An 18,488-nucleotide genomic window follows, 5' to 3' on the forward strand; every position below is an offset into this window, starting at 1 on the left:
CCCCCGACCTGCTGGAGGACGGGGGCGTTCTTCGTGCTTGGCTCAGCGCCTGGTCAGCGGGCGTCCATGGGGACGTAGTCGCGCTCGGTGGCGCCGACGTAGACCTGACGGGGACGGCCGATCTTGCGAGCCGGGTCGGTGTGCTCCTCACGCCACTGCGCGATCCAACCGGGAAGCCGGCCGAGCGCGAACAGCGCCGTGAAGTACGACGGCGGGAAGCCCATGGCCTCGTAGATGAGGCCGGTGTAGAAGTCGACGTTCGGGTACAGCTTGCGCTCGATGAAGTACTCGTCGCTCAGCGCCGTCTCCTCGAGCTCGATGGCCATGTCGAGGAGCGCGTTGTTGTTGTCCGTACCGCGGAGCAGCGCGTCGGCATGGCCCTTGATGATCTGGGCGCGCGGGTCGTAGTTCTTGTAGACGCGGTGACCGAAGCCCATGAGCTTGACGCCCGACTGCTTGTCCTTGACCTTGGCGACGAAGTCCTTGACGTTCATGCCGTTGTCGCGGATGTCGCGCAGCATCTCGAGGACCGCCTGGTTGGCGCCGCCGTGCAGCGGGCCGGACAGGGCGTTGACGCCCGAGGCGATGGACGCGTAGATGTTGGCGTCGGACGAACCCACCATGCGCACCGTCGAGGTGGAGCAGTTCTGCTCATGGTCGGCGTGCAGGATGAACAGCGTCTCGAACGCGCGGACGACGTCCTCGTTGAGCTCGTACTCCTCCATCGGGGTGCCGAACGAGAGGCGCAGGTAGTTCTCGACGTAGCTGAGGTTCTTGCGCGGGTACTGGAACGGCTCGCCCACGGACGACTTGTAGGCGTAGGCGGTCATCGTCGGCATCGAGCCCAGCAGGCGCAGCGACGCCTCCTCGACGTGCTCCGGGTTGTGGGGATCGAGGTACTGGCGGTTGTACGCGCCGAGGCCCATGATGCCGGCGGAGAGCACCATCATCGGGTGGCCGCCGCGCGGGAAGGAGCGGTACAGCTCCTTGAGCCGCTCGTCGATCATCATGCGGCTGGCGACCTGGTCGGCGAAGTTCTCGAGCTCGGTCTTGGTCGGCAGCTGGCCGTAGATCAGCAGGTAGCTGACCTCGAGGAAGGTGGACTTCTCCGCGAGCTGCTCGATCGGGTAGCCGCGGTAGCGCAGGATCCCCTTGTCACCGTCGATGTAGGTGATCGCCGACTGGCACGACGCCGTGTTGACGTAGCCGGTGTCGAGGGTGGTGTAGCCCGTCTGCGAGAGCACCTTGGCGATGTTGAGCCCGCTGCTGCCCTCGGTAGCCTCCACCACCGGCAGTTCGAGCTCCGTATCGTTGATCTTGAGGACCGCACTATCGGTCATGTGGCAATTTCCCTTCCTAGGTCAGCGGCTACGGTGGCGCCTGCTTCTGGGTGCGATGGTCGAGTCGATACTAGCCGTCGGGGCCACCCAGCAAAAGCTGTCTCGGATGCCGTACAATATAGGCGGCCTCCAACTACGCGGCGTCGTGTTTGTAGAAGTTCTTCACCTGCCGTTCACGAAACTTGGCTAGGTTGCACTCGTGTCGAACACGATCGAGAACCAGCCGGGCACGACGGTGATCCCCGGCGAGGCGCTGCGCAGCACGAGGGCGAGCAAGGGGAAGGTGTTCTCCTGGGCGCTGTGGGACTGGGCGACCCAGCCGTTCGCCACGGTCATCACGACGTTCGTCTTCGGCGTCTACCTCACGAGCTCGTACTTCGGCGACACCGACCAGCTCTCCATCGACTACGGCTGGGCGATGGCCGGCGTGGGCATCATCATCGCGCTGCTCGCGCCCGTGCTCGGCCAGGGCTCGGACCGCACCGGCCACCGCATGCGCAACCTCCTGATCACGACGATGCTGCTCGCCGTGATCAGCGCGTCGCTGTACTTCGTCATGCCGTCGCCGTCGTACTTCTGGCTGGGCGTCGCCCTGCTGGGGCTGGGCAACGTCGTCGCGGAGATCGCCAACGTCAACTACTACGCCGCCATCGACCAGGTCTCCACCCCGGCCAACGTCGGCCGGGTCTCCGGGCTGGGCTGGGGCCTCGGCTACCTCGGCGGCATCTCGATCCTGCTCCTCATCGTCGCCGTGCTCGGCATGGACTTCCCGCCGGAGGACATCCGCTTCGCGATGCTCATGTGCGGCGCGTGGACGCTGATCTTCTCGGTCCCGATCTTCCTCGCGCTCAAGGACCGCCGGCCCGACGTCGCGCCCGAGAAGATCGGCGTCATCGGCGCCTACCGCGAACTCGGTCGCTCCATCATGCGCGTCTGGCGCACCGCCCGCCACACGCTCTACTTCCTCATCGCCTCGGCCGTGTTCCGCGACGGGCTGAGCGGCGTCTTCACCTACGGCGCGATCCTCGCCGCGGGAACGTTCGGCTTCTCCGGCGGCGAGGTGATCATCTTCGGCATCGTCGCCAACGTCACCGCCGGCGTCTCCACGATGCTGTTCGGGATGCTCGACGACAAGGTCGGCCCCAAGCGGGTGATCATGTTCTCGCTGGTCTCGATGGTGGTCCTCGGGCTCGCGATCTTCTTCTTCCACGACATGGGCAAGATCATCTTCTGGGTCTGCGGCCTGCTGCTCACGCTGTTCGTCGGCCCGGCCCAGTCGGCGTCGCGCTCCTACCTGGCGCGCATGATCCCCGAGGGCCAGTCCGGCGAGATCTTCGGGCTCTACGCCACCACCGGCCGCGCCGTCAGCTTCCTGTCGTCCATCGGCTGGGCGGTGTCGATCGGCATCGCCGTGGCGCTCACCGGGGGTTCCGACGAGTCGGTCCAGTACGCCGGGATCCTCGGCATCGTCGTCGTGCTGCTCATCGGACTGATCGTCCTCATCCCGGTCAAGGACCCGACGAGGGCGCGCACGGTCTGAGTTCGCGCCGTCTCAGCTGGTTGAGCGCCGCCCGCCGAAGGCTGGCGGCTGGTCGAAACCAAGCCCTACCGCCGACCCTTGCGGGGCGTAGCGCCGCGGCGCAGAATGATTGGGCGCGTCGACAATCAGGGGGGTTGCTCCGAGCGCGCGAACGGGGGGACCGACGATGGTCGACTTCTACAGCCCTGCGCCCGGGGAGACGGCTCCGCCGGTACCGGAGGGGCCGACGCTCTGCAAGGCCGACGACATGCGCGTGGTGCACAACATGTTCCTGTTCGTCTTCGGCGAGGCGCCTGGGCTGATCCGGTCGACGGCCGACTGGGACGCGAGGCGCGCGGAACTCGTCGGCGCCTGGCTCGCCGACATGCAATCCGCGCTCCACGCCCACCACACCCACGAGGACGAGACCCTCTGGGGCCGGCTCGAGGAGCGGGCGCCGGGCTGCGCGCTGCACGTCGGCCAGATGCGGGCGCAGCACGCGAAGGTTGCCGAGCTGCTCCACACGATCGAGCCGAGGCTGGCCGAATGGCGCCGCGACGGGGACCCCAGGACCCGCGACGGACTCGCCACGGCGTACGACGGACTGCTCGACCTCCTCAAGCTGCACCTGCGCCGAGAAGTGGTGGAGGTGATGCCCGTGGCCGCGAAGGTGATCACGGGCGAGGAATGGGACGCGATGGCGAAGGCCAGCCAGGGAGACATTCCCTTCACGAGGCAGCTGGCGCTGCTCGGTTACTTCATCGCGGGCTCGCCGCGCGAACTCGTGGCTCCGATGGTGGCAGAGATGCCGATGCCGCTGAAGCTGCTGTACAAGCTGCTCGGCAAACGGCGCTTCGAGCGCCAGTGGCGGGAGCTGTTCCCCGGGCGGCCGGTCCCGGCGACGATGTAGCCGCGTTCCGGTGCGGAACCGCCGAGGTCCGGCCGCTGCCTGCTAGGTTCGTGAGCCGAATCTGCCGTTCGGGCAAGGCGGCCAACGTTGGGAGCGCACATGCGGTTCATGGGGATCGATCTCGGGGGGACGAGCACGCGCTGCGTGGTCAGCGACGTTGATGGAGCGCTGCTGGGCTTCGGCAGGGCGGCCGGGGGAAATCCCCGGTCGTCGGTGGGTGACCCGGCCGAGAACCTCGCCACCGCGATCCGCACCGCCGGCATCTTCGACGTCGACGCGGTGGGGATCGGTGCCGCGGGGACGGGTTCCGCCCGTCGCGACGAGATGCTGGACACCCTGCGACGGGGGCTGTCCCTCGCCGGCGTCACGGCACCCACCGCCTTCGACACCGACTTCGGCATCGCCTTCCGTTCCGCCTCGCCGTCGCCGGACGGGCGACTCCTCCTCGCCGGGACGGGAGCGGTTGCGGCCCAGTACGCGAACTGGGAGATGACCCGCCGCTTCGACGGCCTCGGTTGGCTCCTCGGCGACACCGGTTCCGGCAGCTGGATCGGACGCGAGGCGCTGCGAGCGGTGGCGGCGGACCTGGACGGCCGGGGCGAGCCGACGGTGTTGAGCGGCCAACTGCTGGACCACTACGGCATCGCGGACGACCCGGACCCTGCCCAGGCGCTGGTCCGCGTCACCGACGGCACGCGCGCGGCCGAGTGGGCGACGGTCACCCCGTTCGTGATCGGCAGCGACGGCGACCCCGTCGCGTCACGCATCCTCGACGCGGCGGCCGCGGCGCTCACCGACACGCTGTCCTACGCGGGCGACGGGCCGACGGTGCTGGCCGGCGGCGTGCTGGGAGCCGAGGCGCTGCGCCGACGGGTCGAGGCGCGCATCGGCGCGACGGAGTACGCGGATCATCCCGTCGTTGGCGCCGTCGCACTGGCGGCCGCCGAATGCGGCGCGACCATCGACCGGGAAGCGCTCGCACGAGCGCTCCGAAACCGCTGAAGGGCTCAGACCTGCAGGGCGCGGCGCAGGAAACCGTCGGCTTCGGCCAACAGGTCACGCGCCTCCAGGGCATCGACGTCGCGCTCGATGCAGACGATCGCCGTCTTCACCTCCTGGTCGGCGGCGGCGAGCGCGGCCCGGGCGGTCTCCACGTCGACCCCGGTGATCTCGCGCACCAGGTTCTGGGCCCGGATCTCGAGCTTGCGGTTGGTGGCGGACACGTCGACCATGAGGTTGCCGTAGGTCTTGCCCAGCTTCACCATCGACAGGGTCGACAGCATGTTGAGGACCTGCTTCTGCGCCGAGCCCGCCTTCAGGCGCGTCGAGCCCGAGATGATCTCCGGCCCCACGACCACCTCGATCGGGAACTGGGTGGCGGCGGACAGGAGCGAGTCCTCGTTGCTCGACACGCCGACGGTCACCGCACCGACGGCGCGGGCGGCCCGCATCGCGCCCAACACGTAGGGGGTGCGCCCGGAGGCGGAGATCCCCACGACGGCGTCGGTCGCGTTCACGCCGAGCTCGTCCAGGTCGCGACGGCCGGCGTCCTCGTCGTCCTCCGCGCCCTCGATGGCCGAGGTCAAGGCGGCCGGGCCTCCGGCGATGATGCCCTGCACCATCCAGGGCTCGGTGGAGAACGTCGGCGGGCACTCGGACGCGTCGAGCACACCGAGCCGGCCGGGGGTTCCCGCACCGACGTAGAGGAGGCGTCCGCCCGCGGCGAGCCGCGCGGCTACGGCGTCGACGGCCGCGCCGATCGCGTCGGAGGCAGCAGCCACCGCGCGGGGCACCTCGGCCTCCGCCTCGTTCATGGCGCGCACCATCTCGTCGGTGGTCATCAGGTCGAGGTCGCGGTACCGGGGGTCCACCATCTCGGTGGTGAATCCGTCAAGCGCATCAGCCTGAAAGGTCGGAGAGTCCACGTCGAGCTCCACTTCGTTAGGGATCGCATCGGTAGAGAAACTGCCGACAGGGGATCGTGTAGGAATATTAACTACATGCGGAAAAGCGTGTCAACGAAGCCCAGTTTGAGCGAGACAAAAATTTTCTTCCGAATCGAGCTGAAATCGCGAAAAAACTTGACGTCACGCTCCGGCCCTCCTAAGCTCATGCCAAGTCCGTGACGGAGTGGTCATGCCTGCCACCGGCGGGATGTCTCGGCACGGAGGAGACGTCAGCGTTCCCAGGCAATACCTGAGGACTTGGAAGGAACAAGGATGTTGACCAAGAGCAGTTGGAAGAGGGCGGCGTTCGCCGCGCTCGTGGCTGGTGTGATGGGACTCTCGGCCTGTTCGGGCTCAGGGGGCGCCACCGGAAACGGAAGCGAGTCGCCCGCCGGCGGCGAGTCGTCCGCAGCGACGGAAGGGAAGACCGAAGGCCCCGTGCTGGCCGTCTTCGCGGGCTCGCAGACGCCCATCGTCGCAAACTTCAACCCGTACTCGCCGACGCTGCTTCCCGGCACGCTCGGCTCGATCTACGAACCCCTCTTCTTCTACAACAAGGCCGACGTCGGCGATCCCATCCCGCTGCTCGGCACCGAGTACGAGTGGTCGGAGGACGGCACTTCGCTGAAGATCGGTATCCGCGAGGGCGCCAAGTGGAACGACGGCACCGACCTCACCGTCGACGACGTCATCTACTCCTTCACCAACGACGCGGTCTCCATGGACTACCTGGCCGAGGCCGTGAAGGCCGACGACACCACCGTCGAGTTGAAGTTCAAGGAGCCCTCGTTCACCAACGAGTACGCCATCCTCGGCTCCACCTACATCGTCCCGAAGCATGTCTTCGAGAAGGAAGCCGATCTGGTGACCTTCACCAACGCGGACGCCCCCGTCGGCACCGGCCCGTTCAAGCTCTCGAACGTCACCGACGCGTCCTACAACGTCGTGAAGAACGAGAACTACTGGGACCCGGAGCGCCCGAAGATCAACGAGGTCCAGTACCTCGGCATCGACGGCAACTCCTCGGCCGAGTCGCTCTTCAAGGCCGGACAGCTCGACTACTCGACGATGTTCGTCCCGGACCCGACGACCCTCACCGCCGACGGCCGCCTCGGCTACCTGCGGCTCAGCTCGCCGAACCCGCTCACCATCCTGACCTGCTCCAACGCGGAGCTCGGGTGCGAGGGCGCGCAGACCGACAAGGCCGTGCGCCAGGCGTTCAGCAAGGTGCTCAACCGCGACGAGATCAACGAGAAGGCCTACTACGGCCACGCGAGCCTCGCCGCGCCGACGTTCACCCTCCCCGAGCGTGACGACAAGTGGATCAAGGACGGCCTTCCCAAGCTCGTCGACGGCGGCGCCGACGTCGAGGGTGCGAAGAAGATCCTCGAGGACGCCGGCTACACCCTCGGGTCTGACGGCATCTACGCCAAGGATGGCCAGCGGGCCTCCTTCACCGTGAACTCCGTCGAGGGCTGGTCCGATGCCAACGCCGCGGCCGAGCTGATGGTCTCCCAGGCCAAGGCTGCCGGCATCGAGGTCAAGGCCGAGACGGTCACCCTCGACCAGTACACGGAGGACCGCCAGGTCGGCGACTACGAGATGATCATCTCCGCGCTGTTCGGCACCCCGATCTCCGATCCGTACACGATCTACCGCAACTCGTTCACGACGGACTACACGACCCCGGTCGGTACCCCGCTCGAGGCGCGTCAGACCAACTTCGCCCGGTACTCGAACCCGGTCGTCGACGAGGCGGTCCAGACCGCAGCCCAGACGAACGACGAGGCCGTGAAGAAGGAGGCCTACGGCAAGATCATGGAGGCCATCGTCGAGGACGTTCCCTACATCCCGATGTTCCACGGTGGTTCGCAGACCTTCTACAACCAGGTCGACTTCGACGGTTGGCCGACCGAGGACGACAAGTACGCCTTCCCGGCTTCTTGGGATGCCCTCCAGGCCGCGTACGTGATGTCGCAGCTGACCTACAAGTAACCAGCATCGTCGGTGTGGGGGTGGCCCTGACCGCTCCCCACACCGACGTTTGCCGTCCCCCACTCACACGTTTCGTCGCGCCGGGGCCGCACCCGTCAGGCCGGCGAAGAAGGGCCAGTCGTGAAGTATTACCTTCGCCGGATCATCTTCTACTTGATCACGCTATGGGCCGCGATCTCGTTGAACTTCATGTTGCCGCGCCTTATGCCCGGTGACGCGCGATCGATCTTCATCGACAAGCTCATGCGCCGCGGCGGTGAGATCACCCCAGCCATGGAGAACTCGATCGACCTCGTCTTCGGCACCGAGGACTCCTCCCTCTGGGAGCAGTACATCCGCTACTGGGGCAACCTGCTGCGCGGCGACCTCGGCATCTCGATCACCAAGTTCCCGGCCCCGGTCACCGAGTTGATCGCCGCGGCGCTCCCGTGGACCCTGATCCTCGTCGGCACCGCCACCGTGATCTCGTTCATCCTCGGCGTCGCGCTCGGGGCCATCGCCGGATGGAAGCGCGGCACGGCCGCCGACGCGATCATCCCGGGCATGACGCTGCTGCAGTCGGTGCCCTACTTCTGGCTCGCCCTCATCTTCGTCGCCTACTTCGCGGTCCAGTTCCGCCTCTTCCCGATCATCGGCGGCTACTCCCTGCGCGACTTCCCGGCCGGTCCGGAGTGGAGTTGGGCATTCGCCCAGAGCGCGATGTACCACGCGGTCCTCCCCGCCGTCACGATCATCATCGCCTCCGTCGGCGGCTGGGTGCTCGGCATGCGCAACATGATGGTCTCGACGCTGTCCGAGGACTACGTCGTCACGGCCGAGGCGAAGGGCCTCACCCGGGGCCGCATCTTCACCTGGTACGCGGCCCGCAACGCGGCGCTCCCGTCGATGGCGGCGTTCGGCATCACGCTCGGCTTCGTCGTCGCCGGCTCCATCGTCATGGAGCAGGTGTTCACCTACCCCGGCATCGGCAAGCTCATGATCAACGCGGTGCAGGACAAGGACTACGCGCTCATGCAGGGCGTGTTCCTCGTCATCACCGTGACCGTGCTCGCCGCCAACTTCATCATGGACCTCATCTACGGCCTCATCGATCCGAGGGCTCGCAACAATGTCTGACAAGCAAGCAACCATCGACCTCGAACTGGCCCCCGCCACCGCGCCCGGCCAGGTCACCATCACGGACCAGACGGTCGACGAGACCGCGGTCCGCCGCTCGAAGCGGCGTCAATTCCTCGGCATCGACCTCCCTCGCATGGACGTGAAGCTCGGGCTGGGCATCTTCCTCACGCTTTCAATCGTGCTGTTCGCCGTCTTCGGCCGCTACTTCACGCAGGACCCGCGCAACTACGACAACCCGACGTTCTCCCCACCGAGCGCGGAGCACCTGCTCGGCACCAACAACCTCGGTGCCGACGTCCTGGCGCAGATGGCCGAGGGCGCCCGGGGTTCGCTCATGGTGGGCGTCACCGCCGGCTTCATCGCCGTCGTGCTGTCGCTCCTCTTCGGCATCGTTGCGGGCTACTTGGGCGGCTTCGTCGACGAGATCCTCTCCCTCATCACCAACATCATGCTGGTGATCCCCGGCCTGCCGCTGGTCATCGTCATCGCCTCCTACATGGAGACGCGTTCGATGTGGATCATCGCGCTGGTGCTCGGGTTCACCTCGTGGGCGGGATCCGCCGTCGTCCTCCGGCTCCAGGCGAAGTCGTTGCGGACGAGGGACTACGTCGCGGCCGCGAAGGTGGCCGGCGAGCGGACGCACCGGATCATCCTCGTCGAGATCCTCCCCAACCTGCTGCCCCTGCTGGCGGCGATGTTCCTGTCCGCCGTGGTGCTCGCGATCCTCTCCGAGGCGGGCCTGTCGTTCCTCGGCCTCGGCCCCTCGGGCGCGATCACGTGGGGCACGATGCTCAACCAGGCGTCGCAGCACAACGCGTTCCACGTCGGCGCGTGGTGGTGGTTCCTGCCGCCCGGCGCGCTCATCGCGCTGCTCGGCTGTGGCCTGTCCCTGATCAACTTCTCCATCGACGAGACGATCAACCCGAAGCTGCGCAGCGCGCCCGAGGCAGTCCGCGCCGTCCGCAAGGCGGAGAAGATCGCCCGTCGCAACCAGCGCGCCAAGGCCGCCCAGCGAAAGGTGGTCAAGCGATGACCGGCCCCGCACCGCTCAGCACCCCGGATCTCGCGGAGTACATGGCCGCGCGCGAGCCGGTCCTCACGGCTGAGCACATGACGATCGACTACCAGGCGGAGCGTCCCGTGCGCGCCGTGGACGACGTCTCGCTCGTCCTCAACCGGGGTGAGATCCTCGGCCTCGCGGGGGAGTCCGGCTGCGGCAAGACGACGCTCGCCTACGGCATCAACCGGCTGCTGAAGCCCCCGGCCATCCTCCGGTCGGGCGCCGTCACGCTGCACGACAGGAACGGGACGGACATCGACGTCGTCGACCTCGTGGACGACGAACTCCGCCAGTTCCGCTGGGACAAGGTCTCCATGGTGTTCCAGGGCGCCATGAACGCGCTGAACCCGGTGCTGTCCGTGAAGGCGCAGCTCGCCGACGTCTTCACCACCCACCGGCCGTCGATGTCCAAGCAGGAACGGCAGGCCGCCTCCGAGGAGCTGCTGTCGCTCGTCGGCGTCGACCCCGCGCGGCTCACCGCCTACCCGCACGAGCTCTCGGGCGGCATGCGGCAGCGCGTGATGATCGCCATGGCGCTGGCGCTGAAGCCCCAGGTGATGATCATGGACGAGCCCACGACGGCGCTCGACGTGGTGGTCCAGCGCGGGATCCTGCGGGAGATCATGCGCCTGCGGGAGCAGTTCAACTTCGCGGTCATCTTCATCACCCACGACCTGCCGATGCTGCTGGAGATCTCCGACCGCATCGCGGTCATGAAGGCGGGCAGGATCGTCGAGATCAACACGGCCGAGAACATCTACGAGCGGCCGCAGCACGACTACACGAAGCAGCTGCTGAGCTCGTTCCCGTCGCTGCTCGGCGATCGCGGAGGATTCGTGCGCGGCAAGGAGGAAGCACATGTCGCTCGAGGTTGACCACGTCACCAAGCGGTTCAAGATCCGCAAGGGGTTCCGTTCGTCGGAGCTCGTCGCCGTCAACGATGTGTCGTTCAGCATCCAGCCGGGGCAGACCGTCGCGCTCGTCGGCGAGTCCGGCTCCGGCAAGTCCACCATCGCGAAGATGATCCTGCGGCTCGAGCAGCCGACGCTCGGCAGCATCAAGATCGACGGCATCGACTCCCGCGAGGGAGGGATGCGGAACTATCGCCGCCTCGTCCAGATGGTGTTCCAGGACCCGTTCGCGTCGCTCAACCCGTACCACTCGATCGGGCACCACATCGAACGGCCGCTGCGCCTGCACAAGAAGGTCTCCAGCAAGCAGGAGACGCGGGAGCGGGTGGCCGAGCTGTTGCAGCGCGTCAACCTCGACCCGGACATGGCGGACCGCCGGCCGCACGAACTCTCCGGCGGCCAGCGCCAGCGCGTCGCCATCGCTCGGGCACTCGCGCCCGGCGCGCGGTACCTGATCGCCGACGAGCCGGTGTCGATGCTCGACGTGTCCATCCGCCTCTCGGTGCTGAACCTGCTCGCCCGCCTGCAGCGCGAGGAGAACCTGGGCGTCCTCTACATCACGCACGACCTCGCCACCGCCCGGCACTTCTCCGACGAGATCATGGTCATGTACAAGGGCGACGTGGTGGAGCGGGGAGCGTCGGACGACGTCATCCTCAACCCCCAGCACGAATACACGAAGACGCTGCTGGATGCGGCGCCCGAGCCGGCCAACCACGGCAAGCTCCGGCAGGAAGTGCGCGACGAGCACCTGGCGTCGCAGGCGAAGTAGCGCCGGAGAGAGCACCGTGACCATCACCCTCATTCCGAGTCCCTCGGCCCTCGAGGCGCGCGACGGCAGCGTCCGGTTCCCGTCGTCGCTCGGCATCACCGGCGCCGACGTCGGCATCCGGGCGCTGCGGCCGCTGCTGCGCACCCTCGAGGACTGCGGCGCGATCCAGCAGTGGGGCCGTGTCGACGACGGATTCGTGCGCGTCGAGACCAACGATCTCGACGACGAGGCCTATTCCCTGCGCATCGACGACGACGGGATCACGTTGCGCGGTTCGGAGCGCGGCGTGCGGCACGGGGTGCAGACGCTGCTGGCGCTCCTGCCGCCGGCCTGCCTCATGCCGGGCTCTGGAGCCCCGGCGGTCCTGCCCAAGGTGGCCATCGACGACGCCCCCCGGCTCGCCTGGCGCGGGCTGCTCGTCGACGTCGCCCGCCACTACATGCCGGTGAGCTGGCTCCGGACGGTCGTCGAGATGCTGGCGTTCCACAAGCTCAACGTGCTCCACCTGCACCTCACCGACGACCAGGGCTGGCGCATGCCCGTCGACGCGTTCCCGAAGCTGACCACCGTGGGCGCCCGGCGCCGGGAGACGCTCTCCGGGCCCGCCCCGGGCACCACCTTCGACGGTCGTGCCCATGGCGGCGCCTACACCAAGGAGGAGTTGCGCTCGCTCGTCGCGTTCGCGCGGGAGCGCGGCGTCACGGTGGTCCCCGAGATCGACCTGCCGGGCCACATGGTGGCCGCCATCGCCGCCTACCCCGAGTGGGGCAACGCCACCGAGCCGCTCGAGGTGCTGACCACCTGGGGCATCTCGTCGGACATCATCAACGTGCGCCCCGAGACCATCGACGCGCTCCGCACGATCCTCGACGAGGTCATGGAAGTCTTCGACTCGCCCTTCATCCACATCGGCGGCGACGAGGTCCCCACCCGCGACTGGGAGTCCTCGGCCGAGGTGGCCGAGCTCATGCGGAGCGAGGGCCTGAGCGAGGTCCAGCACGTGCAGGGCTGGCTCATGACGCAGCTGGTGGAGCACCTCCAGGCGGGCGGACGCACCCCGATCGTGTGGGACGAGGCCATGGACGCCGGCGTCGGCACCGACGTGGTGGTGCAGGGATGGCGCAGCCCGGACGCGGTCGAGGAGGCCATCGCCGCCGGTCACCCGACCATCGCGTCGCCGCAGCAGCACTGGTACCTCAACTACTCGACCACGCTCGGCGCGGACGAGCCGCTCGGCTACGGCGTCGGCAAGGGCATCGCGACGTCGCTCGAGGACGCGTTCGCCTACCGGGTGCCCGACGGCGCGACCGGCGCCGAGGCCGCACTCTGGGCGGAGTACGTGAAGACCCCCGAGAAGGCGTCGTTCCAACTCCTGCCCCGGCTGGCCGCAGTCGCGGAGCGGGCATGGGCGGGCGACAGGCTCACCTTCGACGAGTTCCTGCCCGCGGTGCGCGCACAGGTGGAGCGCTACGAGCACCGCGGCTGGGCCCACCGGCCGCTCGACGGCCCCGGCCCGCGCTGGTCCCGCACGCTCCAGAAGGATGGCGAAGATGACTGACTCCGTGCGCCGCGACATCGTCGACGGCTGGACGCTCGAGCAGGTCGTCGGCCAGCTCTTCTGCGTGTCGGTCGGGCACCACACCGACGGCTCGTACGGCTTCACCGACACCGTCGACGAGGTGGGCCGCCTCGTCCGCGACCTGCACCTCGGCGGCGTCTGCTACTTCCCGGCAGGGCCCGACGGCGCGCAACCGGCGGTGATCGAGGCGCAGCTCTCGGCGCTTCAGGCCTTCGCCGACGTGCCGCTGCTCATGACCATCGACCAGGAGGGCGGGCTGGTCACGCGCATGCGCGAGCCCGCCACCCGCTGGCCGTCCGCGATGGCCCAGGCCGCCGCCTTCGGTGGTCCCGAGGCGCGGTGGTCGAAGGTGACCGACATGGCCCGCGCTTCCGGCCGCGAACTGCGGGCCGTCGGCGTCTCCCAGACGTACGCGCCCGTCGCGGACACCAACGTCGAGCCGGGCAACCCCGCCATCGGCATCCGCTCCGCGAGCAGCGACGTCCACGAGGTGGGCAGGTTCGTCGAGGCGAGCGTCCAGGGCTTCGCGGAGGCGGGCGTCGGGTCCTGCCTGAAGCACTTCCCGGGGCACGGCGACACCGCCGTCGACTCCCACTTCGGCCTCCCCACACTCGACCTCACGGTCGAGGAGTGGTACGAGCGTGAGCGGGTCCCGTTCGCCGCGGGGATCGCGGCCGGCGTGGATGCGGTGATGATCGGCCACCTGCGCGCCCCGGGCTTGGACCCGTCGGGCGCTCCCGCGACGTTCTCCCACGCGATCGTGACCGGCCTGCTCCGCGAGGGGTTCGGCTTCGACGGCGTCATCGTCACCGACGCCATGGACATGGCGGGGGCGCAGCTGGGAGAGGATGACCGCGGCCGATCGGGCTCCGCCGCCGCTTGCGTCGCGGCACTGGCCGCCGGCGTCGACCAGGTCCTGATGCCCCGGGACGTGCGCGAGGCCGTCGCCGCCGTCACCGCGGCCGCGCGCGACGGCGAGCTCGACGAGCAGCAGCTGCGGGCGTCGGCGGGGCGCATCGTCGCGATGAAGGACAAGCTGGGACTGTTCGACGCGCCGACGGGGATGCCTGCGGACGTCGAGCGTCACCGGCGGCTGGCGCAGATGGCGATCTCGCGGGCGCTCACCTGGCGGGATCCGGCGACGTCGATCCGGATCGACGACGACCGGCCGCTCGTCGTGCTGCACGATCCCGAGCCCCCGAGCGCCGGCCGCGGCATCGAGGACGTCCCGACGGTGCTCGCCGACACCCTGCGTGGCCGGGGCTGGGCCGTCGAGCAACTCCCGCTCGGTGCGGACCTCCCCGAGGGCGCCGACGTCATCCTGGTCACCCGGGACGCCTGGCGCTTCGACGCCGTCGCCGACCAGGTGCGGGAAGTCGCCGGGCGGGTTCGCGTCGCGCTCGCGGCGCGGTCACCGTACGACTCCGCGCTCGTGCCCGAACACGTCCCGATGCTGCTCAGCTACGGGGACCTGCCCGGGGTGGGCGAGGCCGTGGCCGACGCGCTGATCGCCGGGGTCGCGATGGGTGCGCTGCCGGTCGACCTCCCGTCGCCGACCGATCCGTCCACGCTGCGCTGGCGTCGCAGCGGATCGGCCGGGGCGTCGCCGGTCCCCGCGGTCACCATCCGGCCCTACCGCGACGAGGACCGCGCGGCGATCGGGCGCATCTGCGTCCGCACCGGCGACTCCGGCGGCGACGCCACGGGCAAGTTCTTCAGCGACGACCTCCTGCCGTGGATCTACGCCTATCCCTACGTGGACTACGAGCCGGAGTCGTGCCGGGTCGTCGACGTCGGCGGTGAGGTGGTGGGCTACATCATCGGGGTGGCCGACGTCCGCGACTTCGCCCGGTGGTGGGAGGAGCACTGGCGCGACGCGTTCGCCGCCCGGTTCCCCTACGACCCGGCTTGGACCGACCAGGAGCGCGCGCTGGTGCGCAAGGGCCTGGAACCGTCGCTGATGGTGTCGGAATGGGTGGACGAGATCCCCGCAGACCTCCACATCGACCTCCTCCCCGTCGTCCAGGGCATGGGCCTCGGCCGGGCCCTGATCGACGAGTTCCGCGCCGTGATGCGCGGGCGTGGCGTGCTGCGCGTCGGCCTCGGCGTCGGGGGACGCAACACCAGGGCGATCGCGTTCTACAAGAGCCTCGGCTTCGAGGTCGTTCGCGAGTTCCGCAACGCCGAGGGCGAGTTCGGCGGTTACGCGATGTCCATCGACACGAGTGAAGGAGACGTGGATGCCATCGGTGCAACTGGGCATTGACCGGCTGCTGTGCGACCACGGCCTCGTCGCCGGCGAGCGCTGGGGGCTGATCACCAACTACACGGGGGTCACCTCCGAACTGGAGCTGTCCTCGGTCGCGCTCCATCGCAGCGGCGCGCCGCTCGTCGCACTCCTCTCCCCCGAGCACGGCCTGCAGGGCACGGCGCAGGCGGGCGAGTCGGAGGCGTCCGGCAGCGATCCGCGCACCGGACTGCCGGTCCTCGACACGTACCTGCTCTCCGACGAAGCCCTCGACGCCGCGATCCGGGCGCTCGACGTGGACGCGCTGGTCGTCGACATCCAGGACATCGGCGTGCGGTACTACACCTACGTGTGGACGATGGTCGACTGCCTGCGCAGCGCGGCCCGGCTCGGGATCCCGTTCCACGTGCTCGACCGCCCCAACCCGCTCGGCGGCAACACGGTCTCCGGGCCCGGCGTGGAGCCCGGCTTCGAGTCGTTCGTCGGGCGCCTCGACGTGCCGATGCGCCACGGCCTGACGATCGGCGAGATCGCCCGGGTCGCCGCGCAGCTGGATCGGGACGCGGGGCACGACGTGCCGGAGCCGAACGTCGTGGAGATGCGTGGCTGGCGCCGCGACATGCTGTGGGCCGACACCGGCCTCGAGTGGATCATGCCGTCGCCCAACATGCCGACGCCGCTCACCGCGCTCGTGTACGTCGGCACCGCGCTGTTCGAGGGCACCAGCCTGTCCGAGGGGCGCGGCACCACCCGCCCGTTCGAACTCATCGGGGCGCCGTGGATCGGCGACCGGTACGTCGACGAGCTCAACCGCCGTGGGCTGGCCGGGGTGCGCTTCCGCAGCACGTCGTTCATGCCGACGTTCAGCAAGTGGCAGGGTCAGGCGATCGGCGGCGTGCAGCTGCACCTGCAGGACGCGCGTTCCTTCGACCCGCTGTTGACGGCGACGACGATGCTCGTCGTGGCGCAGCAGCTGTACCCCGCCGACTTCGCCTGGCGCGAGCCGATGTGGGAGAACGGCGTCGAACGTCCGCACTTCGTCGATTTGCTTTGGGGCGGCCCGAAGCTTCGCGGCTTGGTGGAGACTGCGGACACGGACGCGATCGTCCGCGAACTGGAGCGTGCGTCGGGTTTGCGCGAGCGGGACTCAGAATTGCTCCTGTACGAAGAGAAGGATGGCCATGGCCGCTAGCAGCTGGGGATCGAACCGGGGGTTCGCGGAGTCGCGGGTGCCCCTCACCACGCGGATCCGCGGGGCCCTGGGTGGGCTCCAGCCCGCGATGGCGCGCGTGGGGTCGTTCATCATCGCGCACCCCAAGGACGTCGCGGGAATGACCATCTCCAACCTCGCGGAGGCGACGGAGGTCTCGGAGACGACGGTGGTGCGTTTCTGCCGCGAGTTGGGGATCGACGGGTACTCGCAGCTCCGGCTCGGGCTCGCCCTCGAGCTGGGAGCCCGGAGCGAGGTCCAGGACCGCTTCGACGGCTCCACGGACATCTCCCCGGAGGACACGCTGGCGTCGGCGGTCGAGAAGATCCTCTACGCAGACGCGCGGTCCGTCGAGGACACCGCCAAGTCGATCTCCATGGAGACGCTCCGGGCCGTCGTCGGGCACGTGACCAACGCCCGGCGGATCGACATCTTCGGCGTCGGCGCCTCCGGCCTCGTCGGGATGGACCTGCAGCAGAAGCTGCACCGGATCGGCCTGATCTCCTTCAGCCACATCGATCCCCACCAGGCGATGGTGTCTGCTGCGCTGCTCGACGACACGTGCGTCGCCATCGCGATCTCGCACTCCGGCGCCACCACGGACACGATCGAGGCGCTCGCGACGGCGAAGAAGAACGGGGCCACCACCGTCGCCGTCACCAACGCGCCACGTTCCCCGCTGGCAGCCGCCGCCGACTACGTGCTCACCACCGCCGCCACGGAGACGACGTTCCGCTCCGCCGCCACCGGCAGCCGGCTCGCGCAACTCGCCGTCGTCGACTCCCTCTTCGTGGGGGTGGCGCAGCAGCGGTTCGAGGAGTCCATGCATGCGCTCGACGAGACGCGACGGGTGATCGAACCCAAGCGCGTCCACGGCACCGACTAGGAGTCTCGTTGCCGTTCTTCGACCTCCCCCTCGACAAGCTCGAGGAGTACCGGCCCGACGTCGTCGAGCCCGCGGACTTCGACGACTTCTGGGCCACCACCCTCGACGAGCACCCCTGGCGCGCTGAGGGGATGACCCTCGTGGACGTCGACGCCGGGCTGCGCGACGTGCGCGTGCAGGACATGACGTTCCCGGGCTACGACGGCGCACCCATCGCCGCGTGGGTGATCAGCCCGACCACTCCCGGCCCGCACCCCGCCGTCGTGCACTACGTGGGATACGGCGGCGGACGCGGCATGCCGGAGGAGCACCTGGTGTGGGCGGGTGCCGGCTTCGTGCAGGTGGTGATGGACACGCGCGGGCAGGGCGCCGGATGGGGGACCGGCGGCGCCACCGCCGACACCGGGCACGCCGGCGGCCCCGCCGCGCCCGGGTTCATGACCCGCGGCATCGAGGAGCCGAGGGACTACTACTACCGACGGCTCTACGTCGACGCCCACCACGCCGTCGAGGCGGCGGCCGCGCTCGAGCAGGTGGACCCGACGCGCGTGGCCGCGACCGGCGGCAGCCAGGGCGGGGCGCTGGCCATCGCGGCCGCGAGCCTCAACCCGCGCGTCGCCGCGCTGATGGCGGACGTGCCGTTCCTGTGCCACTTCGAGCGGGCGGTCGGGCTCACCGGCCGGGAGCCCTACGAGGAGATCGTGAGATTCCTCGCCGTGCACCGCGACAAGGAGGAGCAGGTCTTCACGACGCTCTCCTACTTCGACAACGTCAACCTCGGCAAGCGCGCGACGGCCCCGGCGCTGTTCTCCACCGCACTCATGGACGCCGTGTGCCCGCCGTCGACCGTGTTCGCGATGAAGAACCACTACGGCGGCCCGTCCGAGATCGAGGTGTATCGCTTCAACGGCCACGAGGGCGGCGCGACGTACCACCTCCGCAAGCAGCTCGCCTGGCTGAAGGAGCGAACCGCAGAGTCGTCCTGACCGAGGA

General features: G+C 69.0%; 15 protein-coding genes. 13 read left to right on the plus strand and 2 right to left on the minus strand.

What is annotated here, in order from left to right; genetic code table 11:
- Positions 1 to 53: 53 nt before the first annotated feature.
- Entirely contained in the window at positions 54 to 1,340 is a 1,287-nt protein-coding gene (locus BLR46_RS03005) for a citrate synthase (RefSeq protein ID WP_093248772.1), read from the minus strand.
- A gap of 199 nt (positions 1,341 to 1,539) precedes the next feature.
- On the opposite strand from BLR46_RS03005, the gene BLR46_RS03010 reads away from it, so the two are divergent.
- The 3 genes from BLR46_RS03010 (at position 1,540) to BLR46_RS03020 (ending at position 4,771) form a co-directional block, all read left to right on the plus strand.
- Positions 1,540 to 2,880, plus strand: coding sequence for an MFS transporter (locus tag BLR46_RS03010; protein ID WP_245701459.1), 1,341 nt, complete (start codon positions 1,540 to 1,542; stop codon positions 2,878 to 2,880).
- A 166-nt stretch (positions 2,881 to 3,046) separates the two neighbouring features.
- Positions 3,047 to 3,769, plus strand: a complete 723-nt coding sequence (locus tag BLR46_RS03015; RefSeq protein WP_093248774.1) for a hemerythrin domain-containing protein — start codon at positions 3,047 to 3,049, stop codon at positions 3,767 to 3,769.
- A gap of 99 nt (positions 3,770 to 3,868) precedes the next feature.
- Positions 3,869 to 4,771 (plus strand): N-acetylglucosamine kinase, encoded by a 903-nt coding sequence (locus tag BLR46_RS03020; RefSeq protein WP_093248775.1) that lies wholly within the window; start codon positions 3,869 to 3,871, stop codon positions 4,769 to 4,771.
- Positions 4,772 to 4,776: 5 nt separating this feature from the next.
- Here the strand turns inward: BLR46_RS03020 and murQ are convergent, their stop codons facing one another.
- Positions 4,777 to 5,694: an N-acetylmuramic acid 6-phosphate etherase gene (gene murQ, locus BLR46_RS03025; RefSeq protein WP_245701461.1), complete on the minus strand. Its 918-nt coding sequence runs from the start codon at positions 5,692 to 5,694 to the stop codon at positions 4,777 to 4,779.
- 294 nt (positions 5,695 to 5,988) lie between these two features.
- Between murQ and BLR46_RS03030 the strand changes: the two genes are divergently transcribed.
- The 10 genes from BLR46_RS03030 (at position 5,989) to BLR46_RS03085 (ending at position 18,481) form a co-directional block, all read left to right on the plus strand.
- Positions 5,989 to 7,710 carry an ABC transporter substrate-binding protein gene (locus tag BLR46_RS03030; RefSeq protein WP_093248777.1) on the plus strand — a complete coding sequence of 574 codons (1,722 nt, stop codon included), beginning with the start codon at positions 5,989 to 5,991 and terminating at the stop codon, positions 7,708 to 7,710.
- A gap of 120 nt (positions 7,711 to 7,830) precedes the next feature.
- A complete protein-coding gene (locus BLR46_RS03035; protein WP_093248778.1) occupies positions 7,831 to 8,826 on the plus strand; it encodes an ABC transporter permease in 996 nt (331 codons plus the stop codon).
- Complete coding sequence (locus tag BLR46_RS03040) at positions 8,819 to 9,862, plus strand: ABC transporter permease (protein WP_093248779.1); 1,044 nt, start codon at positions 8,819 to 8,821, stop codon at positions 9,860 to 9,862. Before BLR46_RS03035 ends, BLR46_RS03040 begins: the two co-directional genes overlap by 8 nt.
- Positions 9,859 to 10,764, plus strand: a complete 906-nt coding sequence (locus BLR46_RS03045) for an ABC transporter ATP-binding protein (RefSeq protein ID WP_093248780.1) — start codon at positions 9,859 to 9,861, stop codon at positions 10,762 to 10,764. The genes BLR46_RS03040 and BLR46_RS03045 overlap by 4 nt, the downstream gene beginning before the upstream one ends.
- Positions 10,748 to 11,572, plus strand: a complete 825-nt coding sequence (locus tag BLR46_RS03050) for an ABC transporter ATP-binding protein (RefSeq protein WP_093248781.1) — start codon at positions 10,748 to 10,750, stop codon at positions 11,570 to 11,572. The genes BLR46_RS03045 and BLR46_RS03050 overlap by 17 nt, the downstream gene beginning before the upstream one ends.
- A 16-nt stretch (positions 11,573 to 11,588) precedes the next feature.
- Positions 11,589 to 13,130 carry a beta-N-acetylhexosaminidase gene (locus BLR46_RS14780; protein WP_176761634.1) on the plus strand — a complete coding sequence of 514 codons (1,542 nt, stop codon included), beginning with the start codon at positions 11,589 to 11,591 and terminating at the stop codon, positions 13,128 to 13,130.
- Positions 13,123 to 15,417: a GNAT family N-acetyltransferase gene (locus BLR46_RS03070; protein ID WP_176761635.1), complete on the plus strand. Its 2,295-nt coding sequence runs from the start codon at positions 13,123 to 13,125 to the stop codon at positions 15,415 to 15,417. The genes BLR46_RS14780 and BLR46_RS03070 overlap by 8 nt, the downstream gene beginning before the upstream one ends.
- Positions 15,392 to 16,591 carry an exo-beta-N-acetylmuramidase NamZ family protein gene (locus BLR46_RS03075; RefSeq protein ID WP_093248785.1) on the plus strand — a complete coding sequence of 400 codons (1,200 nt, stop codon included), beginning with the start codon at positions 15,392 to 15,394 and terminating at the stop codon, positions 16,589 to 16,591. The genes BLR46_RS03070 and BLR46_RS03075 overlap by 26 nt, the downstream gene beginning before the upstream one ends.
- Positions 16,581 to 17,495: a MurR/RpiR family transcriptional regulator gene (locus BLR46_RS03080; RefSeq protein WP_093248787.1), complete on the plus strand. Its 915-nt coding sequence runs from the start codon at positions 16,581 to 16,583 to the stop codon at positions 17,493 to 17,495. The genes BLR46_RS03075 and BLR46_RS03080 overlap by 11 nt, the downstream gene beginning before the upstream one ends.
- An 8-nt stretch (positions 17,496 to 17,503) precedes the next feature.
- Positions 17,504 to 18,481 (plus strand): acetylxylan esterase, encoded by a 978-nt coding sequence (locus BLR46_RS03085; RefSeq protein ID WP_093248788.1) that lies wholly within the window; start codon positions 17,504 to 17,506, stop codon positions 18,479 to 18,481.
- The last annotated feature ends 7 nt before the right edge of the window (positions 18,482 to 18,488 follow it).

Source organism: Tessaracoccus oleiagri (assembly GCF_900103275.1).
Classification (GTDB): domain Bacteria; phylum Actinomycetota; class Actinomycetes; order Propionibacteriales; family Propionibacteriaceae; genus Arachnia; species Arachnia oleiagri.